General features: G+C 39.2%; 20 protein-coding genes and 1 tRNA gene. 8 read left to right on the top strand and 13 right to left on the bottom strand.

Going from position 1 to position 25,975, the window contains the following annotated elements; genetic code table 11:
* Positions 1–136: 136 nt before the first annotated feature.
* A complete protein-coding gene (locus tag FJR11_RS11020; protein WP_168503719.1) occupies positions 137–787 on the bottom strand; it encodes a biopolymer transporter ExbD in 651 nt (216 codons plus the stop codon).
* Complete coding sequence (locus tag FJR11_RS11015) at positions 777–1,565, bottom strand: MotA/TolQ/ExbB proton channel family protein (RefSeq protein WP_168503718.1); 789 nt, start codon at positions 1,563–1,565, stop codon at positions 777–779. The genes FJR11_RS11020 and FJR11_RS11015 overlap by 11 nt, the downstream gene beginning before the upstream one ends.
* 188 nt (positions 1,566–1,753) lie before the next feature.
* Here FJR11_RS11015 and FJR11_RS11010 point away from each other — a divergent pair, with 188 nt between their 5' ends.
* Positions 1,754–2,068 (top strand): YkvA family protein, encoded by a 315-nt coding sequence (locus tag FJR11_RS11010; protein WP_168503717.1) that lies wholly within the window; start codon positions 1,754–1,756, stop codon positions 2,066–2,068.
* A gap of 118 nt (positions 2,069–2,186) precedes the next feature.
* Here FJR11_RS11010 and FJR11_RS11005 read toward each other — a convergent pair whose 3' ends face one another.
* Complete coding sequence (locus FJR11_RS11005; RefSeq protein ID WP_168503716.1) at positions 2,187–5,399, bottom strand: glycoside hydrolase family 15 protein; 3,213 nt, start codon at positions 5,397–5,399, stop codon at positions 2,187–2,189.
* Between the two features lie 890 nt (positions 5,400–6,289).
* Between FJR11_RS11005 and ppc the strand changes: the two genes are divergently transcribed.
* The 3 genes from ppc to FJR11_RS10990 all read left to right on the top strand — a co-directional run bounded on the left by ppc (position 6,290) and on the right by FJR11_RS10990 (position 10,019).
* Entirely contained in the window at positions 6,290–9,322 is a 3,033-nt protein-coding gene (ppc, locus tag FJR11_RS11000) for a phosphoenolpyruvate carboxylase (protein ID WP_168504192.1), read from the top strand.
* Positions 9,323–9,408: 86 nt separating this feature from the next.
* Entirely contained in the window at positions 9,409–9,666 is a 258-nt protein-coding gene (locus FJR11_RS10995; RefSeq protein WP_168503715.1) for a hypothetical protein, read from the top strand.
* A 65-nt stretch (positions 9,667–9,731) separates the two neighbouring features.
* Complete coding sequence (locus FJR11_RS10990) at positions 9,732–10,019, top strand: DUF4090 family protein (RefSeq protein ID WP_168503714.1); 288 nt, start codon at positions 9,732–9,734, stop codon at positions 10,017–10,019.
* Between the two features lie 48 nt (positions 10,020–10,067).
* On the opposite strand, the gene FJR11_RS10985 is transcribed toward FJR11_RS10990, so the two are convergent.
* The 8 genes from FJR11_RS10985 to FJR11_RS10945 form a co-directional block, all read right to left on the bottom strand.
* Positions 10,068–10,141, bottom strand: a tRNA-Val gene (locus FJR11_RS10985).
* A gap of 69 nt (positions 10,142–10,210) precedes the next feature.
* Positions 10,211–10,990: a photosystem II S4 domain protein gene (locus FJR11_RS10980; RefSeq protein WP_168503713.1), complete on the bottom strand. Its 780-nt coding sequence runs from the start codon at positions 10,988–10,990 to the stop codon at positions 10,211–10,213.
* Positions 10,991–11,129: 139 nt separating this feature from the next.
* On the bottom strand, positions 11,130–11,630 hold the full coding sequence (locus FJR11_RS10975) for a hypothetical protein (protein ID WP_168503712.1): 501 nt from the start codon (positions 11,628–11,630) through the stop codon (positions 11,130–11,132).
* A gap of 18 nt (positions 11,631–11,648) precedes the next feature.
* Positions 11,649–12,032: a hypothetical protein gene (locus tag FJR11_RS10970; RefSeq protein WP_168503711.1), complete on the bottom strand. Its 384-nt coding sequence runs from the start codon at positions 12,030–12,032 to the stop codon at positions 11,649–11,651.
* A gap of 187 nt (positions 12,033–12,219) precedes the next feature.
* Entirely contained in the window at positions 12,220–14,214 is a 1,995-nt protein-coding gene (locus FJR11_RS10960) for a TolC family protein (protein WP_168503710.1), read from the bottom strand.
* 109 nt (positions 14,215–14,323) lie between these two features.
* Positions 14,324–15,883, bottom strand: a complete 1,560-nt coding sequence (gene kaiC, locus FJR11_RS10955; protein ID WP_168503709.1) for a circadian clock protein KaiC — start codon at positions 15,881–15,883, stop codon at positions 14,324–14,326.
* A 76-nt stretch (positions 15,884–15,959) separates the two neighbouring features.
* Positions 15,960–16,274 (bottom strand): circadian clock protein KaiB, encoded by a 315-nt coding sequence (gene kaiB / locus FJR11_RS10950; protein WP_168503708.1) that lies wholly within the window; start codon positions 16,272–16,274, stop codon positions 15,960–15,962.
* A gap of 90 nt (positions 16,275–16,364) precedes the next feature.
* Complete coding sequence (locus FJR11_RS10945) at positions 16,365–16,946, bottom strand: KaiA family protein (protein WP_168503707.1); 582 nt, start codon at positions 16,944–16,946, stop codon at positions 16,365–16,367.
* A 618-nt stretch (positions 16,947–17,564) separates the two neighbouring features.
* Between FJR11_RS10945 and FJR11_RS10940 the strand changes: the two genes are divergently transcribed.
* A complete protein-coding gene (locus FJR11_RS10940) occupies positions 17,565–20,693 on the top strand; it encodes an ATP-binding protein (RefSeq protein ID WP_168503706.1) in 3,129 nt (1,042 codons plus the stop codon).
* A gap of 85 nt (positions 20,694–20,778) precedes the next feature.
* Here FJR11_RS10940 and FJR11_RS10935 read toward each other — a convergent pair whose 3' ends face one another.
* Together FJR11_RS10935 and FJR11_RS10930 are read right to left on the bottom strand one after the other, a co-directional pair.
* Entirely contained in the window at positions 20,779–22,629 is a 1,851-nt protein-coding gene (locus FJR11_RS10935) for a glycosyltransferase family 39 protein (RefSeq protein WP_168503705.1), read from the bottom strand.
* A gap of 48 nt (positions 22,630–22,677) precedes the next feature.
* A complete protein-coding gene (locus FJR11_RS10930) occupies positions 22,678–23,298 on the bottom strand; it encodes a hypothetical protein (RefSeq protein WP_168503704.1) in 621 nt (206 codons plus the stop codon).
* A gap of 224 nt (positions 23,299–23,522) precedes the next feature.
* Between FJR11_RS10930 and FJR11_RS10925 the strand changes: the two genes are divergently transcribed.
* Genes FJR11_RS10925 through thiL form a run of 3 tightly spaced genes read left to right on the top strand, consistent with a single transcriptional unit; the run spans position 23,523 to position 25,941 of the window.
* The gene (locus tag FJR11_RS10925) at positions 23,523–23,855 is read left to right on the top strand and encodes a DUF565 domain-containing protein (RefSeq protein WP_168503703.1); all 333 of its coding nucleotides are present in this window, start codon (positions 23,523–23,525) and stop codon (positions 23,853–23,855) included.
* Between the two features lie 4 nt (positions 23,856–23,859).
* Entirely contained in the window at positions 23,860–24,900 is a 1,041-nt protein-coding gene (locus tag FJR11_RS10920; protein ID WP_168503702.1) for a glycerate kinase, read from the top strand.
* An 18-nt stretch (positions 24,901–24,918) separates the two neighbouring features.
* A complete protein-coding gene (thiL, locus tag FJR11_RS10915; protein WP_168503701.1) occupies positions 24,919–25,941 on the top strand; it encodes a thiamine-phosphate kinase in 1,023 nt (340 codons plus the stop codon).
* The last annotated feature ends 34 nt before the right edge of the window (positions 25,942–25,975 follow it).

Here is a 25,975-nt window from a genome sequence, read left to right as displayed (position 1 = left end):
TTTCTAACTCCTTCTTTCTTCTTCGTCCTGACTCCTTCTTTCTTCTTTCTTCTTCGTCCTGACTCCTGACTCCTGACTCCTGACTCCTGACTCCTGACTCCTGACTCCTGACTCCTGACTCTTGACAAAAATGGTATTAATTTTGAGGAGAAGAATTATTTGTTCCTGGTGTTACAGGTGCTTGAGGTAAGGTGTTATTGGGAACTAAAGGGGAAATACCAGGAGAAAGTCCAGTCCCTGGTACAGGAAATTGATTTGGATTAGCGGGTGGTAAAGGACTCAGATTTCCTGGTGGGTTAATTTCTGGGCTGGTAGGACTATTAGGGATAGTCGGTAAGTTGGGTGAATTGGTAAGTGGTTGAGATGATCCGGGGATAATTCCCAAAGACACCCGATTTCCTCCCACTTGTCGCAGTAAATCTAATGTTTGAATAACATCGTTATAAGTAGCTGTGCGCGAGGCATTCAATACTAAAATCCCATCTGGATTTGTTTGGATATATTGCTTTAACCGCGCTGCTAATTCCTCCCGTATCACAGGTTCTTTTTCTATGTAAGTTATGCCAATTGCATCAATCGTTACAGGCAAAATATTACTTTTAGTTTGGGAATTAGCCGCAGAATTTGCACCTGTACTAGCTTTAGGTAAGTCAACATTAATAGCTTGTTGACGGGTAAATTGTAAAGCTGCTAATAGAAAGAATGTCAGAATACAAAAAACAACATCAATTAAGGGGATAATTTGAATCTGAACGTCTTCGGTGGGAGTATCTAACTTAACTTTCATTTTCTTGTTCTGGTGCAGAGTTCAACTGAGAATTCTGAATTGTTTCATCTGGTGCAATTCCGGGATTTTTGAAACGTGATTTTTTATCTAACCGAGGGGATGGAGGGAAATTTTCAGAAGTAGGTTTTGAGACTATTCCTGTGGGCATTGTTTTAGGTTCAGGAGGATACTGACGGTAAAGTAGTTCCAGTTCGTTACCCGATTTGTTGAAAACTTTGACTTGGTTAACAACAAAACTTTGAAATAGGCGGTAAAATACTAAACTGGCAATTGCGACTATTAATCCTGCGGCTGTACTAATCAAAGATTCCCCAATCCCAGTGGTGACACCGGCTGTAGATTCAGTTCCCAAATCACCAATGCGAATTGCACCCAAGGACTGAATCAAACCAAGGACTGTACCCAATAATCCTAACAGTGGCGCGAGGGCAATTACAGCTTCTAAAAGTTTTTCACCCCGTCGCATCCCCGCTATCTCGTCTGCTGCGGTGGATTCTAGGGCTAATCGAAAGGTTTCTGGATCGTTTTTTTGTAACCGTAAAGGTGCATATAAAAACCTGCCAATGGGCTGGTTTCTTGCTTGTTCAGCAATTGCTTCAGCTATTTCCCAATTTTCACCAGCAGCATCAAGAACCCGATTGACTATTTCTTTTTCCTGGCTGAGAATTCGTAACCAGAACCATATCCGTTCAAAAATCACACTGAGTGATAGAACTGATAAAACTAGCAAAGGCCACATAGAGGGCCCGCCCTTCTTAAACAAATCTAAAATATCCACTGTGTAGGTTTCCTCCCTCCATTACTAGTAGTCAAAGCATTTTCATTTTAGAGAGTAATGCAAAACTCACAAACTTTTCTAATTAATTACTAAGGAGTAACATCTTCTATACACAATATGGCGGTTATTCCCACCGGGAGTTTAGAGGATTATTTGCCAAAATAAAAAAATAACTGGAGGTTAAGAACATGAACTTCTCAATTCAATCCTTGTACACATGGTATCGGAACACCCTACGCAATCCCAAATACCGTTGGTGGGTAATTATCGGCACAGTAGCCTATTTAATCAGCCCTTTGGATATTTCTCCAGATTTTATTCCTATTATTGGCCAAATTGATGATGTTTTACTATTAACTTTATTTGTTTCTGAAGTTTCTGGATTAGTGATTGATGGTTGGAAGGCAAAGAAAGGGACTGTAGAAAATAATACCAGCAATACTGCTAATTATGCGCCCCCCGTTGGGGACACTGTGGATGTTGATTCTGTTTCCGTTAAGTAGGTTGTGGTTTGTCAAATAGGATTCTAGCCGTCTTGAGGAGTTCCATTAAAAAAATATCCTAATCTGTAGATAAATGTAGGGGTTTAGCACTGCTAAACCCCTACTTGTTTGCTATATTCTACGTTTCAGCATCTTTCACAAACTCCGTCAAGAATCTAAAGGCCTTCAAAATATAATTAGCGCAATCTTGAGGGGAGCTATTATAAAATGATGGCCATGCACTAGTCTTATCTTCATCATAATTATCGCTACGATGGGGATAATTTTCTAACCACGCTAACCGCACTGCATGACCGATTAAAACATCTAAAACTATATATTCTTCAATTTGCAAATTAGGATTATTAGCGACGATTGTAGCCAGTTCCATCAAGGCTTCTACATTGACTTGGCGGTATTCTGGGGCTTCGATTTTATTCAGCAAATGTTCAACTAACAAAGCAAAATTTCTTTCTCCTGCTGTCATTTCCGAAAGCATGATTTCACTTTCTAAGCGATTCCGTCGTTCTAATTTATCGCCAATGACTAAACCTTTGCAATGTAGCATTAATAGCCAAACTTCTTTAAAAAAGTCTTTGGGTACACGGTTTAATGCGCCTTCTGCTTGACGAAATCGCCGCCAACCATCAGGAGGAACTTCTGTTTCTTCACGAATTACAGGTAGTAAAACCCAAGCAATATCACTTTCTTTTTGCTTGACGTGCAATGATTCCTGTTGACGTAATAAACTACTTACGCCACTATATCCAGCTAATACTTGACGCAAACGCATTTTCACTTCAAAAGGTGATAATTGCATTAATTGTTCATAAGCTTCATCTTGGGTAAGGATGAATTCTCTGGCTATGTCGCTAGTAATTAAAAGAATCAAATAACCAACTCTTAATGTGAGGAATCCGCGAAATAATTCTGGTTCTGATTTGATTAAGACACCGAGATAAATCAATATTTCTTGCGTTAAAACACGATCTCGAATATCTTCACGACAGAAGTTATTAATTTTCTCAGCAATTTCATTTCCAGATATAGGAACAACTATCAGAGAAGCTTGACTATAAGCCCTTCCCACTGCAATTTGCTTACCTTGAACCAAAATACTCGTTATCGCATCTGATAAGCCAATATCGAGCATTTGGCGTAAACCCGCAGCCCGTCGCACTACTGTCCACAGCCCTAAATCTCCAGCTTTCGTATAGACTTCATCGAGTAAATCCGCTACGGTGACAGCATGAGTCGGACCTGCATATCCTGTATCAAATTCTAAACCCTGTAATCGAGTTAAAGTTTGCAGTAATTCGATTTGCTCATAAATATTTTCTGATGAGCGCAAATATTCTAATAATAAATCTAAGTTAGTTTCGTATTCCATTTGGAATTCTTGGGTATGTCCCAAAGACCAACTTTTTTCTAAATGAGAAGTCAGGTAATAACAACGGATTCCCCGGTTTTTAACTGATGATTGTGATAATTCTGTATCTGACAGAAAATCAATTCTTTGAATTGCGGCTGTCAGCATTAATTGATTGAGTTTTCCTAATTTTACCTGCACTCCATGACAAATACCATCTTTAAGTTCTTGCATTAATTCTAATAATGCTTCTGACCCAGTTTCTAACATTGTCCGAGTAATCATTAAGGTTAAGGTAGGACGACCTAAATCACTCCAGTATTGTTGGATATAAGCCAATTCACCTCTAATTTGATCTACTAAGAAGTGATAATCAAGGGTTAAATAAAACTGCTGAGAATCTAGAAATGATGGTAAAAATACCACTGTTTGATCTCGAATCCGAAAGAATCTCGATATGGTTAAACTTCTCAATCTTCGCAGGGGACGGCCTGTTAAACCCAGTTGATCATTTCTGCCAATTTGTGTATAAATTCGGGAAAGTTCTTCAGATTTTCTAATTTGAATTGGTGCGATTTGGGTAGGTGTTTGGGTTTCAATTCCATATACTTCTAATTGCGTTTGTAGGGCTTCATCTTCTGCTATTAAAGCAATTTGGACTAACGCACTGCGTTTTTTTCCTACGCTCAAATGTCTACCTAAAGGATCAATATCTCCTAGGGAAATCAAGCCTTCGCTTAACATTTCACCCAGATAATATAAACTTTGCGCCCAAACTAAAGGAATATTTTCATTGGGTAAACGTGATTGAGATTGAGGATTTAATTTTTCAGCTTCTATATTCTCTTCAGGAACATAATAAATTTCTGGTAATAGCTGTAAGCCATTCTCTTCTACCAATAATGATTTTAAAAGTTGTTGATATTTCTCAATTTGTGCTTTTTCCCCGCGAAATAATCCATCAAGCACTAAATAAGTGAAAAATAATGGCCATTCACATTCAATATGCTCAAATTCTTTAAGTTCACCAGGTTCATAGTGTAAACGTTCAGGATCTTCTAAAACGGTTTGATGTCCATCTCTTAAAAACCGTTTACAACCATATTTTCCTTCTAATTTATTAATAATTTCTTTAAATGTGCGTTCTCGCAATGCTTCATCTTTGACAGCAAAAGCGGGATAACTAATAATACTTAATAACGCCGCATCAATTTCTTTAGAACCTGATTCCCTAGGTAATAAAGATTCTAAAGTAATTCTGGCTCTAGCAATTTCATCTGGTAAAACATGAATTACTGATGCTTGACTACCATGAACACCAAATAAATTTAGTCCATTGATTGATTCTAAAGCAGCTTTAGCCATTCCCAAGGAACTGGCGTTTAATTCTGCACTACCATGATTAGTTTTATTCCCCCGTTCCCAAATCCCAAAATCTGGTGTTCGGTACGCTCGACCAATATAATAAACTAGGTTTTGGACAAAGTTCACTTCATCCAATGTAAAAATAATTGATAATCCGCTGGCGGTCATTTGTGCCAACATTAATAAGAAGATAGATGTCGCGTCAATTTGTAAATGTCCCCATTCATCATCACCAACGACTATATCACCTGTAGCTGTGTTGTATTTGGCGTGCAGTCCATCTAATAAAGATTGTGTATGTTTAAATGTTTCTACTTTATGGGATTGTCGCATCATGGCAAATAACAAGCCACGCATTAATTTGACAACACTATGTTCGAGTTCGTAAGTGCGTCCATCATCATGGTCTAATTTGCGATAGGCTAAGGCTAAACCCCAAACTGCTAAAATACTATAAACATTATCTCGCACCCACGCATCCGTATAATCACCATGAGCAGTAATAGCGGTACTCGCTGGTAATAACCCGGTAATGGGGTTTTGACGCGCTAAAATAATTGTCTTGATTTGCTGATAGTAAAAATCTAAGCGAGTTGATGATGTGGTGGGTGTGTTCATTATGGTAGTGAGAAAATTTAACTTTGTCCCTGTGAGGTTGATAAATAAAAAAGTTGTATATTTTACACTGCTAAGTGTATATACTAATGATTGAGAAGAGAATTTTTTGCGGGTAGGATAAATTACAATTATAATATGAGACGTGACTCTATTTTCTACTATTTATTTCAAACATACCCGACGCTACATATTAATTGTCTGAATCAGGATATCCAGGATTAATGATTAAAATCGTAGGTTGGGGAGAATGAAATGAAATCCAACATCATAATATTAATTGTCTGAATGAGGATAACCAGGATTTGAGGATTTACAGGATGTTATTCTTAATGAGAAATAGAAATTTTCCAATGATATAAAAAACATCCTCTAAATATTCACAAAAAATCCATAAATAAAAATCCTAGACATCCTCTAAACATTCACGAAAAAATCATAAATAACAATCCTGCACATCCTCAAATCCTGGATATCCCGATTCAGACAAAATATAAAAAAACATCCTCTAAACATTCACGAAAAAATCCATAAATAACAATCCTGGACATCCTCAAATCCTGGATATCCTGATAGCAAAGCGTGACGTTAGCCATTTCAGACAAAAAAATTACCTGAAAAACCATACACGGAAAGACTTTTAACTCCGTTTCCCGTTCCCTACTATAGCTTTTCTCCTGTTTGGTATTGAGTGAAGGCGAACTTTATCCTAAAATGACTAGTAGGCATTTGGTGAAGCGGTTGATTTTACTTGCCTCTTCCTACTGAAAACGAATCAAAAGCAGTTAAAAGTAAGATAAGTCACCTGTGAGTAGCTCCTAAAAAAAAGCTAACAGCTTGATATTGGATGCTCAAAAAGGTAGGTTAGATGTTTTGAGTATCTTAAGAGTATGATGAAAACTATGAAAGCTGAACATATTGATTTTCCAGTGCTACACTCGGAATTATTCTTGCGTCACCGTCTACAGGTAGTAGAGGAATTGTGGGAGTCGGTGCTGCGTCAAGAATGCGGTCAAGAAATGGTGGATCTTTTAAGCCAATTGCGGGATTTATGTTCTCCAGAAGGACAGGCTACCAATGACCAAGCTGCCTCTGCTGTAGAATTGATTGAACAATTGAATATCAATGAAGCAATTCGCGCTGCGCGTGCCTTTGCATTGTATTTTCAGTTGATTAATATTATTGAGCAGGAATACGAGCAAAAGCAGCAATTACACCGCTATGCTGATAGCGAAGCAGATCAAGGTGATCAGAGTATTTTCCCAAGTATCATTTATTCTACTAACCAACGAGAAGAAGAATTATCTGTTACTAAAGAAATAGGTAGCGATGTAATGACATCGGAAATTCAGCAAAAAGGGACTTTTGCGGCTTTATTTCCCCTGTTATTTAAGTTGAATGTCCCACCTCAACAAATTCAACGCCTGATTTTTCAACTGGATATCCGCTTAGTATTCACTGCACACCCGACGGAGATTGTCCGTCATACTATCCGGGATAAACAGCGTCAGGTGGTACATCTTTTACAAAAACTGGATGAGGCGCAAAGTCGTGCTGGTAGTTATCCTTGGGAAACATTAGAAATCAAAGAAAGATTACTGGAAGAAATTCGCCTCTGGTGGCGGACTGACGAATTACATCAGTTTAAACCGACGGTTTTAGATGAAGTAGATTATGCCCTTCACTACTTCCAAGAAGTGTTATTTGATGGAATTACGCAATTATACAAACGCTTCAAATATTCCCTGGGGGAAACTTTTCCCTGGTTACAACCACCAACGACAAACTTTTGCTCCTTTGGTTCTTGGGTAGGTTCAGATCGAGATGGTAATCCTTCGGTGACACCGGAAGTAACTTGGAAAACCGCTTGTTATCAGCGAAAAATGGTTTTAGAGCGGTATATTAAGTCAGTTAAAGAGTTAGTGACATTATTGAGTGTGTCCATGCACTGGAGTGATGTTTTACCAGATTTGCTAGAATCTTTAGAGTTAGATCAATCGCAATTAAGTGATGTTTATGATGATCTAGCTTTGCGTTTTCGCCAAGAACCCTATCGTCTCAAATTATCTTACATTCTCAAGCGGTTGGAAAATACCCGCGATCGCAATTTGGCTTTATATAATCGGGAAACGCCACAGAATGAAGATGCACCCATGTACCGTTCCGGTTCGGAATTCTTAACAGAATTGTTGTTAATTCAACGCAACTTAACGGAAACAGGTTTAAGTTGTCGAGAATTGGAAAACCTGATTTGTCAAGTCGAAATATTTGACTTTAATCTTACCCAATTAGATATTCGTCAAGAATCATCCCGTCATGCGGACGCGCTGAATGAGATTCTCGAATATTTACAACTTTTACCCCAATCCTACAACGACTTATCAGAAGAACAGAGAATCGCTTGGTTAACTTCAGAATTGCAAACCCGTCGGCCATTGATTCCCGCTGAATTACCATTTTCGGAAAAAACCAATGATGTAATTGAAACTTTCCGAATTTTGCGATCGCTACAACAAGAATTTGGCATTAACATCTGTCAAACTTATATTATTAGTATGTGCCGCGAAGTTAGCGACGTACTAGAAGTTTTACTTTTAGCCAAAGAATCGAGTTTATTTGATCCTGTAGTTGCAGTGGGGACAATTCGAGTTGTTCCTCTCTTTGAAACAGTAGAAGATTTACAACGTTCTCGAAACGTGATGCGGGAACTGTTTGAATTACCTTTATATCGGGCGCTGCTGGCTGGTGGCTACGCCGCAATTAACACTTCGACTTCGCTCAGTGAAGAACAAGCACCCCCATCTATTTCTACCTTAAATCCTAACTTACAAGAGGTCATGCTGGGGTATTCCGATAGTAATAAAGATTCGGGTTTTTTAAGCAGCAACTGGGAAATTCATAAAGCCCAAAAATCACTCCAGAAAATAGCCGAAAGTTACGGTGTAAATCTGCGGATTTTCCACGGTCGGGGTGGTTCTGTCGGTCGGGGTGGTGGTCCGGCTCATGAAGCAATTTTAGCCCAACCAGGTCATAGTATTAGTGGACGGATTAAAATTACAGAACAAGGGGAAGTATTAGCTTCTAAATATTCCTTGTTGGACTTGGCTTTGTATCACCTAGAAACTATCACCACAGCGGTAATTCAAGCCAGTTTACTAGGAACAGGGTTTGATGACATTGAACCTTGGAATGAGATTATGGAAGAGTTATCAGTGCGATCGCGTCAGCACTATCGTAACCTAATTTATGAACAACCTGATTTTATTGACTTCTTCCACCAAGTCACCCCCATTGAAGAAATCAGCCAATTGCAAATTAGTTCTCGTCCAGCCCGTCGTCCATCTGGTAAAAAAGATTTAAGCAGTTTGCGAGCAATTCCTTGGGTATTTAGTTGGACACAAACCCGCTTCTTATTACCTTCTTGGTATGGAATTGGTACAGCCTTACAAGAATTTCTAGACGCAGAACCAGAACAACATTTGAAATTACTCCGCTATTTTTATCTCAAATGGCCATTCTTTAAAATGGTAATTTCTAAAGCCGAAATGACTTTAGCGAAAGTAGATATGGAAATGGCACGTCACTATGTTGATGAATTGTCTAACCCTGAAGACAAACCGCGATTTGAGAAAGTTTTCGAGCAAATTTCCAGCGAATTCTTTCTCACCAGAGATTTAGTCTTAAAAATCACCGGACACCAAAAACTATTAGATGGTGATCCAGTATTGCAACGTTCTGTACAATTACGAAATGGGACAATTGTGCCTTTAGGATTTATCCAAGTTTCCCTATTAAAACGCCTTCGTCAATCAAAGAATGCCCCCACAACCGGAGTAATTCACTCTCGTTACAGCAAAGGAGAACTACTCAGAGGAGCATTATTAACCATCAACGGAATTGCAGCCGGCATGAGAAATACAGGTTGATAAAAAGCAAAAGGCGTAATTTCTTCCTTTGCGCCTTTGCGCCTACCCTTCGGGATCTCTAAGAGAGATTGCGTGAGACAAAAATTATGATTAAAAAACGCATTCTGATTTGTACCTTTTTGGCACTTTCCTCCGGTTTTTTTACTGCTTTAATAGGTGGACAAATCACCGTAATGCTACATAGCCAAAAATGTCAAAACCAGGCTTGGGGATTTAAACAAATGTGTAGTGCTTTAGTGACTCCAGGAGCAAGTTGGCAAGGAACATCTGCGGGACTTTGGACAGGGACAATTTTAGGGGCGTTTGCAGGTGGTTTAATTACACGCAAATCTAGTAATTATTAATTATCAATTGTCAATTGCCCTCATTCCCTGATAAAATATTTCAACATCTTTGAAAATACGTTACCATGTCTACTGAAATTACCACCGGTGCAGATGCTATTGATAGAGCGATATCGCGGGGAATTGACTTTGATGGTTCTCCTATTCCTATCGTTAAATTAGACCTATATGAACAAGTTATGGGTTTAGAATCAAGCAGACAGCGCAGTGGTGTATCTAATACTATGCGTTCTCGAATTGTTCGGATTGGTGCTAAACATATTCCCCAGGCTGAACTTGATCAAAAACTAGTTGAAGCTGGTTTTGCACCTTTAAAAGAAAAGGAAGTTGCCTTTTTTTATGGTGGTAAATAAAAACGGCTAATTTTAACTATTAAACAGGGAAATTATTCCCTGTAGATATGGACGGTATTGGACTCGAACCAACGACCCCATCGATGTCAACGATGTACTCTAACCACCTGAGCTAACCGTCCGTAATCACACAGACTAATAATCTATCAGATAAAATATAATCTGTCAATCCCTAAAACCAAAATTTTATCCTACATATATCTAGTCAATTGCACCCGATAGCGATCCTTTTTAGTAACGGCAATTTCCCCAACTTCCAACCGCCCTTTCCCCCGAATAGCGATTAAATCCCCTGTTTTAACATGGGAACTGGCTTGAGTGACTTCCTTCCAATTGACACGCACATCATTGGAATCTATCAAATCTACCATCTTACTCCGGGACATCCCAAACCCAGCCGAAGCCACCGCATCTAACCGCAAAGAAGCCTCCACCGTCGTCATTTCCTTCTTCTTCGGTTCACGGATTTTTAACTCATTAATATCAATCCGTCGAGTTTTCACCGGCACAGAACGCACCTGTTGTAAACTCATCTCCAAAAACTCTACCAATTCAGGCACAACAATCACCTGCGCCCCTCTTTCCCCCAATACAATCACATCTCCGGTTTTTTCCCGCACAATCCCCGTTCCCAGCATTGCCCCTAAAAAATCCCGGTGATTGGCTGTATCAAACAAGAAATTACCAGCAATTTCTAAAGCCACAATAACGACTTGAGACTGATCTAATGGTAAATCAGCGCGAGCGATCGCTAACCTTTGTCTTTCCGCTTGGGGATATCCACCCCAAGCCACAGAATGCACCTCCGTCAAGCGGCTAAATACCCGTTGAATTTCCGCCAACTCCGGCGGAGACAAAAAATCTGTAAATACCACTTCCCACGTCTTAATAGCTTGATCTGCGTGATCAATTACACGGGCAACAGTATCGCGGTTTTCAACACCTTTTAAAAGTTCTTCTCTAGGTAGCATGAATTTAGGAGTCAGGAGTCAGAAGTCAGGAGTCAGGAGTCAGGAGTCAGGAGTCAGGAGAAATAAAGAAGGAAGAAGGAAGAAAGAAGAAGGAAGAAGGAAATTACCCAATTACCAATTACCAATTACCAATTACCAACTAATTAGTTTCAGCATAACCTTGGATATTCTCCGGTTCAAACTGGCGGATAATGCGAGTAGCTTGACGGGTGAGAGTTTCCGAACCCTGCACCACAATTAAATACTTACCTGCATCTAAGCGGTTACGGTAGGGTAAAGCATCACCACCACCCTCAAATAAACCAACGCCACCACCGACAAATACACTACCCATTGCACCACTACCAGCGCCCAAAATGCCGCCAACTACATGATTACCAATTTCTCCAGCCCAAGCAAAGGTATCTAAACCGGTAATAAAACTGAAGGTAAAACCAGCAAAAAAGCCAAATGGTACTAACCAAATCGCCATTAATTTTACTTGTTTTTTCGCTTGTTCTTTGGGGTCAATTAAACCAAATTCATCAGCACTTTTATATCCTCTACCGAGAATAGTGCCATTTATGCCTTCTCTTTCTAAAGCTAAATCAGCGGCTTCTGCTTGAATGCGATCTGATAATACAGCAACAAGATAATTCATCAATTTTAAAACTCAGGATTAATGTGACTTTAGCAAATCCAAAGGCTCACAAAAATTATTCACACCTTGTTTAAGAATATAAATTAAAACGGGTGTAGCCAGACTTTTGGGAAAACTCGGTATTGTCCTTAGATGTACTATCATCTCTTGAATTGACCCATTTAACAAGTCTTCTCGATATTCTTGTTCACAAATCACAGCCCGCCATTTTTTGGCTAAAGCATCTAACCAGTCGGAATTGGTTTGTTCTGGTTCTTGTCCAGCCCGAATAGCCAGAGTCATTACTGCATCTTCTAAATCTCCATCGCAATCCTCGATCAAGTCTAATGCTTCCATAGCTTGAGGATCATTTACCAAATCAGAACGGAACTTTGCAATCTCTTGTGATGTAACTTTAGTCATGAGTTTTTGACTAGACCAGGTTTGAAAACTATTTTACAGTATTGGGGACTGGGGATTGGGGATTGGGGATTGGGGATTGGGGATTGGGGATTGGGAAAATAAATTCTTGCCCCCCCCTTCCCCCTGCTCCCTGCTCCCTGCCCCCTGCTCCCTGCCCCCTGCTCCCTGCCCCCTGCCCCCTGCCCTTTTACTTGACTCCTGATTCCTGTAACTGATTCAAACCTCTGGAGGTAACATATCTTTGTAATTCCGTTAAAGCGCGGTTGTAATCCAAAATTGCTTTGATGCGATTACCTTCGGAACGAGTGAGGTCATTTAATGCGTTAATAACATCAGTTTGAGTCCCTACACCAGCTTGGAATCTTAACCGTGCTAACCGCAGAGATTCTTTAGCTTGTTCTAAAGCAGCATTAGAAGTTTGCACATTCTCCAAATTTGATGCTTGGGTGGAATAAGCTTGTTCTACTTGGAAGCGGATTTGGTTTTTTTGTTCAGAAAATTGAGTTTCGGCGATCGCAATATTGGTTTTAGATTGGGCTGCTCTAGCTTTTGCTGCGCCCCCATCATATAAACTGAGGGTGGCTTGCACTCCCAAGGAATAACCATCGCTAACGCTTGTGCCATCATCAAACTGATCTAACAAGTTATATCTGCCGACCAAACTAATTTGTGGCCCCAAAGATGCTAAAGCCTGTTTTCTTTGAGCTTCACTAATATTGCGCTGTGCTAAGTTTTGTTGTAATTCAGAACGATTTTGATAGGCTAAAACGATACTTTGTTCTAGAGGATGCTGCCATAAACCTGCTAGTTTTACGGGATCGCCCGCACTAATACTTACTGACTGGGGTAAATTCAATAGTGGTGCTAACCTGCGACGGGCAATTTGTTGTTGAGAGACGGCATTAGTTAAATCTTGTTGAGAATTGGCTAAATTTACCTGTGATCGCAACACATCGAAACGAGTACCCACACCAGCCCGTTCTAAAGCTACTGCATCTTTCAAACTAGCCTGAGCATTTTCCACCGCTGACTGAGAAATTCTGACGTTTTCATCAGCTTGTTGCAAGTCATAATATGCCTTAGCCACATTCAGACGAATTTCTTCAGATTGCCTTTCTACATCCAATTCTTGTACGCGTATCCGTTCCTCAGCCTCTTTAATAGCCCCATTTCGTCTGCCAGAGGTATAAAGATCATATCTTACCTGTGCCGTACCGCTGAATGTCGTATTGGATGGAGCGTCATCGATCAAAGGATTTGTTTTTCTCGCTTGGTCAACCGCTAGTGTACTACCAACGCTGCGACTATTTGTAATATCAGCGCTCAAATCTACACTGGGTAAGAAAGCCGCTTGGGCTTCGCGTAAAACTGATTTACTCCGTTCCAGTTGTAAGACGGACACTTGTAAATCATTGTTATTCCGTTTAGCCAGTTCCAAAGCCTGGGACAAACTAATGGGCTGATTTCCCTCAACTTTGACTTCCTGTGCTTGTGTCGGATATAACAGCGGATTAGGACTAGGATTCAAATTATTGGGAACATTAGGAAAATCTACGGGCTGACTAGGTGCAGATTGGATATTCTCCACTGGCACAGGTGTAGTGGTTTCCGAGGTAGTAGGAACAGTTGTTTGTGCGATCCAATCATGAGTATTTTTAGGTAAACAGGTGTTAGAAACAACCAGCAAAGCTGCTTGGTTCTTAGGCTGTGGACAGTTACTAGCTGCTAGTAACTTTGCTACCCCGACATCACCATTATCCAATTGCTGTTCAGAATTACCTAAGTTATTTGAGTTAGGATTATTAACAATCAGTAAATTATTATTTGATAGATCAGAAAAACTGACAAATCTACTTTCATCATTTTTGGGGATTTTTTCCCCCTCAATGCGGAGATTATTGTCAGCCATAATTACAGGTAGACTGTACTTACCAAGCTCGTTGGTACTACCTTGACTGAAATAACTAGCAGGTAATAATCCTAGGTTACTTTTAACTTTACTCTTGGGCAGTAAGCTATTGTCTGTGAATAAATTTCTACTATCGGTAGAAATTAAAACACTAGGAGAAGACGTTAGCTGTACATCACTGACTTTAATAACCGTAGCCCAAGCGGGCTGAGTTGTTAATACTGCTGCTGTCACACCAGGTAAGAAACTATGGAATAATTGCTGTCCTTTCACCGCATCCCCTCACACAAAAAATATTAATTTAGCGGCAGAATACTTGTCTTCACCACAGAATATAGCACAATGCTAATATTCAGGAAGGAATATCGCACTATCGTCTATTTTAAACGTCAAAACTCGATTTGTCTTCAAAACGTTTGACAATGCGAGAAAGTTCTGCCTTTTCGTCTATACTAACGCGATTAGGCGCACCACTAATAATTCGCTCATAGTTACGGAATGAATCTTTAATATCAGGTCCGTCTGCCGTAATATTGTATTCACGAATTCCCTTATCGTGCCACGAGCCGCGCATTTTAAATACGTTAATGGCTCGGGACATTTCTCCTCGAATTTCTACGTATTGCAACATCAAGATTGTATCTGTAATCGTGGAAATATGGGATTCAGTAATGGAATTAGAACCCAGAAATTGGTCTGTAGTATTAGTAAAGAAGCCAGTAATTTCCTCTTGTTTGGCATAACCTGTGACACCAATTACAAACTGACGAAAAGCATTATTACTAACGCCTCTAGCCATGGCTGAAAGTGAATCAATGGCAATGCGCGCGGGTTTAAAATGGGCTATTTCTGATTTAATAATTTGTAAGTGATCTTCTAAACCAGTTGATTCGGGATAGGTACAAATTATTTTTAGTAACCCTTGATGTTCTAATTCCTCAAAATCAATTCCCCAGGAAGAAGCATTCCGTGAAAGTTGGGCGCGAGATTCTTCATAAGCAAATAATATGGCTCGTTCACCATTAACACAGCCATTTTGGATAAACTTACTAACCAATAAAGTTTTACCAGTACCTGTAGCTCCTGTTGCTAAGATAATCGAGTCCTTAAAGAAACCACCACCACACATTTCATCAAGAATTTTTACCCCTGAAGATACACGAACATTAGAAGATCGTTGTGTTAAACGCATCGCTCCCAAGGGAAATATATTAACTCCTGCATTGGTAATTGTGAAAGGATATTCGCCTTTCATGTGGGTTGTTCCGCGTAATTTGAGAATTTCAATAGTTCGGCGGCGGCGTTCTCCTTCTAAAACGTTGCGAGAAATTACTACATTATCGGAAACAAATTCTTCAACTCCAAAAGATGCTACTGGTCCATATTCTTCACCCCGTTCAGTGGTAATGATGGTGGTGACGTGCAATTGTTTTAGACGTGCTACCAACCGGAAAATTTCCCGCCGCACTACCCCGACAGCTTCATATTGTTGAAATATAGCTGTCATTGAATCAATGGAAACTCGTTTGGCTTTGTATTTACGAATGGCATATTGTAACCGTTCAATCAAGGCAGATAGATCAAAATTACCGACTATATCTTGACCTTCAGGATCTGGAGATGCGTCGAGAATAAATAATTTACCGTCATCAATTAAACTTTGTAAATTCCAATTAAAAATATGGGAATTTTTAATAATGTCACTGGGTGATTCCTCAAAGGTGACAAATACTCCTGGTTCGTCAAAGTAAGTGATGCCATTATAAAGAAATTGCAATGATAATAAAGTTTTGCCTGTCCCCGAAGTCCCACTAACTAAAGTAGTTCGACCAACGGGCAATCCGCCATGACTAATATCGTCAAAGCCCTCAATCATTGTGTGAATTTTCTCTACACCACTAACAGATATGTGTTTTTGTTCAGGTTGCTCTCTTTTATTCATGGTTTATATAATATGGATATTCAACCCAGGTTTTTAAAATCAAGAAAGTTTTTAATAACTAAACAAATATGTTATGTTACTCTTTTTCATATTCTCCACTTAATTCTTCATAAAGAAGATCCAATCCAATTAATACTCTTTCTCTATCTGTGAGATCACCAATAATTTTCCGCACAGGTGGGGGCAAAATTTTTGATAACGTTGGTGTAGCTAGTATTTTATCTTCTTCGGCTAACTGGGGGTTTTTCAGGACATCAATCACTTTTAAAGCATAAACACCTTGAAATTCCTCCTCTAAGATATTTTTGAGGGTTTTTAAAGCCCGCACTGAATTAGGGGTGTTTCCTGCGACATATAGCTTGAGAACATAGGTTTTTTTCGCTTCATTCATACAATATAGACTCCTAAGAGATAGAGGTGAAATATCAAAAATTGCAGGATTATATACATGAATGCAACTACAAATTTTACCTTGCGGCATTCAATTGATTTTAGCAACGGAGCAGCGATAGACTTCGCAAAGATGTGCCAAAATATCTATTAAGGTCAAACGGTAATCGAGCAATGCTTCATCGCTTCTGCCTTCCAGCCTTAATTGCTTGGCAAATTCATCAATGACTTCCATGTGCATTTCTATAATTTGTGGCACAGGAATACTAGCATAAAATAAGGCATTGATAAATTTATCAATTTTTTCTTTTAATGCTTGATCACTAATAAAATAATTTATAATAATATGACGGTAATCTGATTTAAGTTCTGCTAAAAGTTCCTGTTTTTCGATGGGATTCATATTCTGAAAGATTTGTGACTTTCTCTGTTGGCCAAAGGCAAACAAATAATTATCTTTATTTTCTAGTTTTTGATTATAGTTTTGTGGCTGATGCGGTGAATAGTATATTTGACTAGATGTAATAGCAATTGGTTGCCAGTAGCATCGAGTGATCACCCCCTCAATAAAATCCCATATCCGCACAACTAAACCTTTGTATTTTTCTTGTACAAATGGTCTATGAAGAAATCCTTTTATATCTGTTTGTAAAAGCAATATAGGTAATAACATCTACTGTTTATAAATCATAAATCGTTGAGAGTGAGATATTTAAAACAGATTAAAAGCCTAATTTATAAGCTTTTGATCTTTGACTTCTGACGGTAAGAGTAGTCTGTCAAGGATATTTTGACGAGTAATGATCGGCAAAAAGGTTTTATTTTTTCCCTGAAAACCATGGTCTCCTACCTCCTTTACTTGCCTTTACCCGTTATTATTGGGTAATAAACTACCAGAAAATGTAATGACTCATAGATGATGTGCATTAATATATCTGGGGAAGGATAGATTAAATTATTTTACACCTTGATAAGATACTTAAACTAACTTAAAGAATTGTCGCATTTTAAATCATTATAATTCCTCAAGGTTCTAAAGCGAATCTTTGGAGCCATAATTATTGTTGTAGTTGTCACTATAAAAAATAATGACTTGCAATACCAGTAACAAGCTGGTGAAAATTATTAGTGATTGGCTTCAAAGACAATGTATGTGCATAGCGTAGCGTGGCGTAGCCATTCTCAATATTCTTGGAGGATATCGCTTCAGGCCTGAAGACCATCTAAACCAAGTGCCGATGGTGATGCTGGAGTTGATCACAAGAAGAATGACCACCGAGGACTTATATAAATGCTACAGTACCCGCTTTATAAACTTCTAGCAACTGTACCAATCTGCTTGGAAACAAAAACTCTAGCAACAGTGATAGATATTTTTGCTGAAGAAAATTGTGATCGTTTGGTAGTAGTTAATTCACAACAACATCCAATTGGTGTGTTGTATTCTGCTCGGTTACTGCCACAATTATTAGCAGTTGCCAATGATAATTATCTTTTGAATTTACAGCAACCACTCTCACAAGTGGATCAATCTCTGATAGAACCAATACAAACTATACCAGCAGCAGAGAGTCTGGAAAAGTTCGGCTTATTTTTAAAATCCCAAGAAACTAAACAACAAAGAAACTTAGATTGGGCGCTGGTTGACTCAGATGGTAAATATTTGGGAATCCTGGATACTTTGCGTCTATTGCAATTATTAGCTCCGAAAAAAATTCCCATTAGCTCAACCAATAAACAAGAACGTCAACCAAAAATACACAAATCTATAGTCCATTTATTAGCGAGATTACCCTGGCCAATGATGTTGCAAACAAGTTATGGCGAAGTGGTTACGCAAAATCCCGCTTGGTGGCAACAACTAGGAGCATTAAAAGATCCGGAAGGAATTAGGAAACAGGTAGAGACTATACTTACCCCAAAACATACTTCTGGTAATGGTCAAGAAAATGAGCAACCAGATACTTTCACACAGCCGAGACAAAATATCTCACCATCAGATTTACCATTTCTGCAAGAACTACCCCTAACTGTCAGTAGTGGCTCTAATCACTGTGTATTAGATACAAAGCTGGGTATTTGTACCTGTGTAGTCGAAATTAAAACTGGTCAAGAACGGGTTTGGCAGTTTGCAAAAATCCCCTTAGATAGTAGCGAGTTGAAAATTTGGGTTTCCGATTCAGATGTGCCACCAAATACCGAAGAACTATGGCTAATATTAGCCACAGATGTAACTGAGCAACAACAACTTTGCAAAGAATTGGCAGCAAAAAATGCCGATTTGATTCAACTTAATCGCTTAAAAGATGAGTTTTTAGCTTGCATTAGTCATGAACTAAAAACACCGCTAACAGCAGTTTTAGGATTATCTCGCCTACTTGTAGATCAACAATTGGGACAACTGAATGAGCGTCAAGCCCGCTATGCTACATTAATTCATCAAAGTGGCAGACATTTGATGAGTGTGGTTAATGATATTTTAGATTTGACTCGCATGGAAACGGGACAGATGGAACTCACTCTCACCCCGGTAGAAATTCAGGCAGTGTGTGAACGGGCTTTGTCAGACGTTAAAAACATTCATCATCAAACTCAGAAAACTAAACAATTGTCCACAGCAGAAAATCAAAATTTATCTAATCACCAATTTAGCCTAGCTATTGAACCAGGTTTAGAACAGATGGTGGCAGATGAATTACGCTTGCGGCAGATGCTGGTACATTTACTTTCCAATGCCTTTAAATTCACAGAAATATCTGGGGAAATTGGCTTACGGGTAAGCCGTTGGGAAGGCTGGATTACTTTTACTATCTGGGATACAGGGATTGGGATTCCTGAACAACAACAACATTTAATCTTTCAAAAATTCCAGCAATTAGAAAATCCCCTGACGCGTCAGTTTGAAGGAACGGGTTTAGGATTAGTATTAACTAGAGCGTTGGCTCGTTTACATGGTGGAGATGTCAGTTTCTTATCTCGTGAGGGTAAAGGTAGTCAGTTTACGCTGCTTTTACCTCCCAGTCCACCACAAGCCAGTTTTGCTGACTCTGAAGATATAGCTCCAAAGAGGGAAATAGGCAATATCATCAATTCTTCCCCAGACCAGCCTAGTTCCTCCCAAAGATTGGTGTTAGTAGTGGAAGCAGTAGCTCAATATATTGAGGAATTAACCGAACAACTCAAAGGTTTAGGTTATCGTGTTGTCATTGCTAGATCAGGAACAGAGGCACTAGAAAAGGCTCGACGCTTACAACCAAAGGCGATATTTTTAAATCCTTTGCTGCCTTTACTTTCCGGTTGGGATGTGATGACTTTACTTAAATCTGATGTTTTAACTCGTCATATTCATGTCATGGTAACAGCCACAGCAGCAGAAAAGGAGCAAGCATTTACTAAACAGGCTGATGGTTTTTTAACCTTACCAATCAAACATCAGGCATTGGCATCACTCTTAGAAAAATTATCAACAACCACCGAATTTGAGCATTCTAGGATCAAAAATCACGAGTTCAATTCTAAGAATATCCCCCTGCGAATTCTCAGGTTGGTAAATCCAGAATTAGAACCAGTTAATCTCTACCCTTCTCTGAGAGAACATCGGGTAATTGAAGTAGATGATTTAGATCAAGCAGATTTGTTAGCGCGAGTTTGGCAGTTTGATGTCATATTACTAGATATGCAAATTTCTACTGCTGGCACTTATCTACAACAATTAACCAAACATCAAAGATTGGCAAATCTACCATTGGTAACTTGCGATGTTGCTACTACTTTAGCGGCTTCTCAAATACCAGGATTGTCTGTATTTCCTTGTTTAAGTCCCCTAACTCAGAAAAATAATAGTCATAATTATCAACAAGATGCTTTATCATCTGTATTACAAATTGCTGCTGGTATTTGTTGCCCAGTGAATATTTTAGTGGTAGATATAACTATGCTTAATGATTTAGCCAAAATAAAACGTAAGCCTGTCAAAGGTTCTCCGGCAGTCAAAAATTCTTTTATCAATTTTGAAGATGAGCAACTTAATAGGGGATATGAGTGGTTTCAAGCTTTAATTCAATATTTACAAACTGCTGGTTTTAGAGCTTCTATTGCCAGTTGTTGGTCGGAAGTTTTGCAACAAGTGAATCATAAAAGTGTTGATTTACTTTTGATTTGTTTGCATGAAACTGCGATTAATCAAGAAGTCCAAAAAGCTATAGACGCATTGAGTAATTTACAGTTGACATTACCCCCAATTTTGGTACTTGACCAAAAATTAAATCAGCCAAATTATGGAAATGTAGCAAAATCTCGGAAGCAGCGATATACATCTTCTGTAGAAACTGCTGTCCGGGGAATTGCTACCCAAATATTACCCCGTTCTATTTCTATGGAAGAACTATTAACTCAGATAAATCAAGCTTTAGCCAATTAAACTATGATTTATGTGATTAATATGATGGCAATGATTTAAGTATGACAATCATCATATCAATCATCAAAATCAAAAGAATCATAGTTTATGATAAGTTGAAATTTTGTTGTTTGGCTGTTTTTAAAGGAATGCGAATAAGATGATAAGCTCCTTTAGTAGCTAGGTTTTTGTAATTATCTGGTGGTAAGTCCATCTCTTGAAATTTTCTCTGTTCAATTAGGATTAATAATGATGGTGGTCTAGTGTTTTGGGATGCTTGCTTTTGAATATATTCTAAAGCTTGTTGGGAAAATTTGATGTAATTAACATTCTGATGGGTGTAAAAAGTCACGGTAGGTTTTTTAAACCCAACCATAATTAATTCTTCATTGGGTTGTTTTGATTCCACAATTAGGGCTGATAATTCTCTCAGAGGCAGTTGACGCTGTTGGTCCATGATTAAAACAGCAGGTATTAAAGCAATAGAGACAAAGGCGATAAATCCTACTAAATTAATTATGATTATCTGTCGGTAACGGTGACTTAATATTAGGACAGCGGATGCCACAGTAGATATTAACCAAATTATTCCCCCAAATTTGAGTATGCCTGATTTCTCCATTTGTGCATATAATTCAGGAGCAGCAGGATCAGTCCCAACAATTTGGGTGAGGTTAAAGAGGGCAATGGAAATAAATGTCAGAAAGGCTACATTTACCCAAGCACTGATGCGTAAAGATTTGAGCGGGGTTAAAGGGGTGGGGGTAAGAGTTTGTGAACTGGGGAAAAGATCACTCCAGAATAATGCCACAAGAATCGCCGCTGCTGGCATTAAGGGTAATACATAACTGGGCAGTTTAGTAACGGAAATTGTGAAAAAGCCAAATACACCCAGAAACCATAAACAGGCAAATAAACCTAACTGTTGAAAGCGTTCTTGCTCTAACCAGTGCGATCGCTGCCAAAATTTTACTCTAGCTAGGGAGGCGGGGATGTATACTGAATATGGTGCAAAGCCCAGCAATACGACTAAAAAGTAAAAATACCAAGGGGCTGAGTGACCATTAACAACTTCGGTAAACCGTTCTAAGTTGTGATAAACAAAAAAGGCATTAATAAAATTCCAGCCATTACGCCAAGTTACTAAAACATACCAGGGAAGTGATAGCACTAAAACTATCCCTATTCCCAAAATAGGCCGCATTTCCCGCCAAAGTTCCCAAAATTTACCTACATACAAGGCAAAGGCGATCATTATTAGTCCTGGTAAGACAATACCTACAGGCCCTTTCGTTAATATTGCCCCAGCAATTAAAACATAACAAGCTAAATACCACTTATTGGGAAATCGCCAATTACCAATGACGATTGGGGAATTATTCTGAGCATATCCCAGGAAGAAACATAACAAAGTTGAACCTATGCAGCCGGTCAGTAACATATCGGAAACCCCGGTTCTGCCCCAAACAATCATTTCTGGGTTAAGTGCCATTAAAGCTGCGGCAATGGCGGCTGTAAAGTAACGTCTGGGTAAGTTGCTAACTTGTTCTAATTCGTCTTTTTTCGCAAAATACCACTGCACAGTATAAAACGCCAAAGCAATTACGCCCATTGCTGCCAATACTGAGGGGATACGGGCAGCCCATTCATTTACCCCCATAATAGAGTAAGCGATCGCTTGACACCAATAAATTAAAGCAGGTTTATCAAAGCGAGTTTCACCATTAAAAAACGGCGTAATCCAATCACCAGTCACCAGCATTTGTCGGGAAGCTTCGGCAAATAGTGGCTCAGTTTCATCAATCAAGCCCACATTACCCAAATTCCAGCCAAAAGCTATCCAGCCAATTATTAGTAACCACAGAGACGAAACAGCTACAGCCAGGACTGGACGCTGTTCTAAATTATTGAACCACTTATCAACCACTTTATCAGTAACACTCAATTTTATACTCATGAATTCATACTTAGGGCTTGCGGAAAAAGTCTTTTGACTCCTCCAATATCACCTATTTTGTAACACCAACTGCCATTCTTGAGTTTGGGAATTCCATTGGGGGGAGGAAGTTTCTCCCACAACATAGGGACCCCAATAGCGTCGAGAACCATCTTGAGCAAAGGCTACTAAAATATCACCTTTCTTTAGTCTTAAATTTGCTTGAGGTAAGGATAAAACTAACCCTCTCTCGCTTCCTTCTTCAGGAGCAAAATCCCAATGAGCAGGAATATCAGATGTAGTTTTATTGGCAGTAGCACTTTTTTGAGATGATTGTCTAGCTAATAATGCTAGACGTACAGGTTGAGTAGTTTTGTTGCTCATGCGAAGCAATCCAGCCGCCTTGGTTTTACTATCCGAGTCAACCCGATAGGCTACAACCGTAGACTGATTTTTTTGGCGACTTGATTCTACTGATTCACTTGGTGTACTATCTATGTTAATTTCATCCCCATTATTTCCAGTGTTTGTAACTACAGATGGAGTTTTTTCGGAGACTGTTGATGCTGTTTCTGGATTTGTAGAATCTAAGGATATACTCATATCTAAGCATCCTGCTATGATCCCTATCAGTCCCAAGGCAGAAAAAGCGACAATGAAGTTACGATACTGATACGTGGAATATTTCATAATGATATGGATTAGAAATAAGATTTTTTGTAGTCTAAACCTGATGGTTGCAAATGATCCCCAATAGGAACTAAATGAGTTTACATAGGGTTTTCTGAAATAGAAACCAGCGAAATTATAAATAAGTAGGTGGACAGAGAAAAACAGAAATATGTAACGAAAAGTAAAATCTCCCAACACCTCTTGTCTGTTCCCTGTTCCTCTACTCCCCTGCTCCCTTAATCATGCAAAATACCCGTCTGAATAACCTACTAGAAACAATTGCCAGAAGCTTAAGTCAATGGTTTCTTAATCCTTGGCGGCGGTTATCTCTACTACTAATTAGTTTTCTGTTTGGTTTTTTTTTAGGCTCGGCAGTATCAACAACTACTGGACAAAAGGCAGAATTAGACATTGTAGTAGCGGCATTTTTAGTGCTACTGACTGAAATTACCAGTAGGATATTTTATAGCCGCAGCTTTTTTGCTAGACAAGCATTTTGGGTGGAAACACTCAACTATCTCAAGGTTGGTTTTATCTACAGTCTATTTCTAGAAGCGTTTAAGCTGGGTTCGTGATTTTATGAGCAGCGAATGGCTAAGTAAAATTTTGACAACGGATACATCTTGGCAAGTGTTAGCACAATCCGCAGCATTGGCAAATTCTTTGCGAGCCAAGGTGTTTAACATTACCTCTGATAATGTGGCTGAAGTTATGCAAAGGAGAGGGGATTTACTGAAGTTAGTTTTGCCTGATTTTAGTCAATTTTGTCAAACTAGCCTAGAAATAGAAGCTCAAGAAATGTTACAGGTATTGTGGGACTTGTGGCTACCTTTGGGAATCCAAATTGCAGCACAGCGTCAACAGTTAGGGAAACCCTTTATCCAAGGAATTTTAGGCTCACAAGGTACTGGAAAAACCACAATGTCCAGGATACTGGTTTTGATTCTCCAGCACTTGGGATACCGGACTTTAAGTTTGTCTTTGGATGATTTTTACAAAACTTATAGTGATCGCTTGACTTTAATGCAGCAAGATTCCCGTTTAGTTTGGCGTGGTCCGCCCGGAACCCACGATATTCACCTAGCTTTAAGTTTACTCGATCAGATTCATCAAAGCAAGAGTCCTGTCATAGTTCCTAGATTTGATAAATCTGCCCATGGAGGTGCAGGCGATCGCACTACTTCAGAATTTATCACAAATAATGTAGATATTGTTCTGTTTGAAGGCTGGTTTGTGGGTGTAAAACCAATTAATCCCACAGCGTTCTTAACTGCACCATCACCCATTCTTACAGATGCAGATAGAAAATTTGCCTCTGATATGAATCATCAACTGAAAAGTTATTTACCACTGTGGGAAAAATTAGATAGTTTAATCGTTCTTTATCCTACAGATTACCGTTATTCCTTAGCATGGCGCAAGCAGGCGGAAAAACAAATGATTGCTGCTGGTAAATCAGGGATGACTGACTTAGAAATAGAAGAATTTGTTAATTATTTTTGGCGTGCTTTACACCCGGAATTATTCATTAACCCTTTAGTTAAATCATCAGCAGTGGATTTGGTAATTGAAATTCATGCTGATCATAGTCTTGGGGAAATTAGATCCCCGATTTCTTAACCATACAGATCAAAATAAATGAATAGTAATTTATCGTCCCTGCGAGTTCGAGATATTGGTGAACAAGGACTTTTAGAAAGATTACAACGCTTTTGTCCAGCAGATATCATTGGTGATGATGCCGCAGTTTTGGAAACTTTGCCAAATCAATCTTTAATAGTCACCACAGATATGCTCATTGACGGCGTGCATTTTAGTGATGTTACCACCTCTCCAGAGGATGCAGGTTGGCGGGCTGCGGCGGCTAATTTATCCGATTTAGCAGCAATGGGGGCAAATCCGGTGGGAATCACTGTCGGACTAGGTTTACCTGGAGATGTCACTGTAAATTGGGTTGAGCGACTATATCAGGGCATGACAAGATGCTTAGAAAAGTATGGTGTCAAGATAGTTGGTGGTGATATTGTGCGATCGCCTATTACCACTTTAGCAATTACTGCCTTTGGTCAAGCTAACCCCAATTTTATTATCCGTCGTGCTACAGCTCAACTAGAAGATGTGATAGTCGTCACAGGCACTCATGGTGGTTCTCGTGTAGGCTTAGAAATACTCTTGCACCCCGAAATAGGACACCACCTCAAGCCTGAACAAAAACAGGCTCTCATCACCGCCCACCAACGCCCCAACCCCCGCTTAGATGTAATATCTATCCTCAAGGAAATTCTCACATCCCCCTGCCCTATTCCTATCTCCGGTATGGATAGCAGCGATGGTTTAGCAGATGCCATATTACAAATTTGCCGAGCCAGTAACGTCGGTGCAGTTATAGCATCTACTCAAATACCCTTACCATCAGCTTTTGAAGGGTGGTTAACACCAAAGCAATCATTAGAATATGCCCTCTATGGTGGCGAAGATTTTGAATTAGTTTTATGTCTACCAGCAGAACCTGCATTAGCATTAGTGCAAAAACTAGGCACAGGTGCAGCCATAATCGGTACTATTAACCCAGGTTCAAAAGTAATTTTACACCATGAAAAAGCAGAAATCCCCGACCAAGTTCTCAGTCTCAGTCAGGGATTTCAACATTTTGGTCAGTAGGGGCGGGGTTTCCCCGCCCATTCCATTAATCAGT

The sequence above is a fragment of the Anabaena sp. UHCC 0187 genome, assembly GCF_009712035.1.
In the GTDB taxonomy this organism is placed as follows: Bacteria; Cyanobacteriota; Cyanobacteriia; order Cyanobacteriales; family Nostocaceae; genus Dolichospermum.
This window is presented reverse-complemented; position numbering and strand designations above follow the sequence as displayed.

Excerpts from the sequence above, each read along its gene's own strand:
- FJR11_RS11005 (WP_168503716.1), bottom strand. The coding sequence starts at position 5,399 with ATGAACACACCCACCACATCATCAACTCGCTTAGATTTTTACTATCAG.
- kaiB (WP_168503708.1), bottom strand. The coding sequence starts at position 16,274 with ATGAATGAAGCGAAAAAAACCTATGTTCTCAAGCTATATGTCGCAGGA.
- FJR11_RS10925 (WP_168503703.1), top strand. The coding sequence starts at position 23,523 with ATGCAAAATACCCGTCTGAATAACCTACTAGAAACAATTGCCAGAAGC.
- kaiC (WP_168503709.1), bottom strand. The coding sequence starts at position 15,883 with ATGAATAAAAGAGAGCAACCTGAACAAAAACACATATCTGTTAGTGGT.
- FJR11_RS10940 (WP_168503706.1), top strand. The coding sequence starts at position 17,565 with ATGCTACAGTACCCGCTTTATAAACTTCTAGCAACTGTACCAATCTGC.
- FJR11_RS10980 (WP_168503713.1), bottom strand. The coding sequence starts at position 10,990 with ATGCTACCTAGAGAAGAACTTTTAAAAGGTGTTGAAAACCGCGATACT.
- FJR11_RS10990 (WP_168503714.1), top strand. The coding sequence starts at position 9,732 with ATGTCTACTGAAATTACCACCGGTGCAGATGCTATTGATAGAGCGATA.
- FJR11_RS10995 (WP_168503715.1), top strand. The coding sequence starts at position 9,409 with ATGATTAAAAAACGCATTCTGATTTGTACCTTTTTGGCACTTTCCTCC.
- ppc (WP_168504192.1), top strand. The coding sequence starts at position 6,290 with ATGAAAACTATGAAAGCTGAACATATTGATTTTCCAGTGCTACACTCG.
- FJR11_RS11010 (WP_168503717.1), top strand. The coding sequence starts at position 1,754 with ATGAACTTCTCAATTCAATCCTTGTACACATGGTATCGGAACACCCTA.
- FJR11_RS10975 (WP_168503712.1), bottom strand. The coding sequence starts at position 11,630 with ATGAATTATCTTGTTGCTGTATTATCAGATCGCATTCAAGCAGAAGCC.
- FJR11_RS10970 (WP_168503711.1), bottom strand. The coding sequence starts at position 12,032 with ATGACTAAAGTTACATCACAAGAGATTGCAAAGTTCCGTTCTGATTTG.
- thiL (WP_168503701.1), top strand. The coding sequence starts at position 24,919 with ATGAATAGTAATTTATCGTCCCTGCGAGTTCGAGATATTGGTGAACAA.
- FJR11_RS10945 (WP_168503707.1), bottom strand. The coding sequence starts at position 16,946 with ATGTTATTACCTATATTGCTTTTACAAACAGATATAAAAGGATTTCTT.
- FJR11_RS10930 (WP_168503704.1), bottom strand. The coding sequence starts at position 23,298 with ATGAAATATTCCACGTATCAGTATCGTAACTTCATTGTCGCTTTTTCT.
- FJR11_RS11020 (WP_168503719.1), bottom strand. The coding sequence starts at position 787 with ATGAAAGTTAAGTTAGATACTCCCACCGAAGACGTTCAGATTCAAATT.
- FJR11_RS10935 (WP_168503705.1), bottom strand. The coding sequence starts at position 22,629 with ATGAGTATAAAATTGAGTGTTACTGATAAAGTGGTTGATAAGTGGTTC.
- FJR11_RS10920 (WP_168503702.1), top strand. The coding sequence starts at position 23,860 with ATGAGCAGCGAATGGCTAAGTAAAATTTTGACAACGGATACATCTTGG.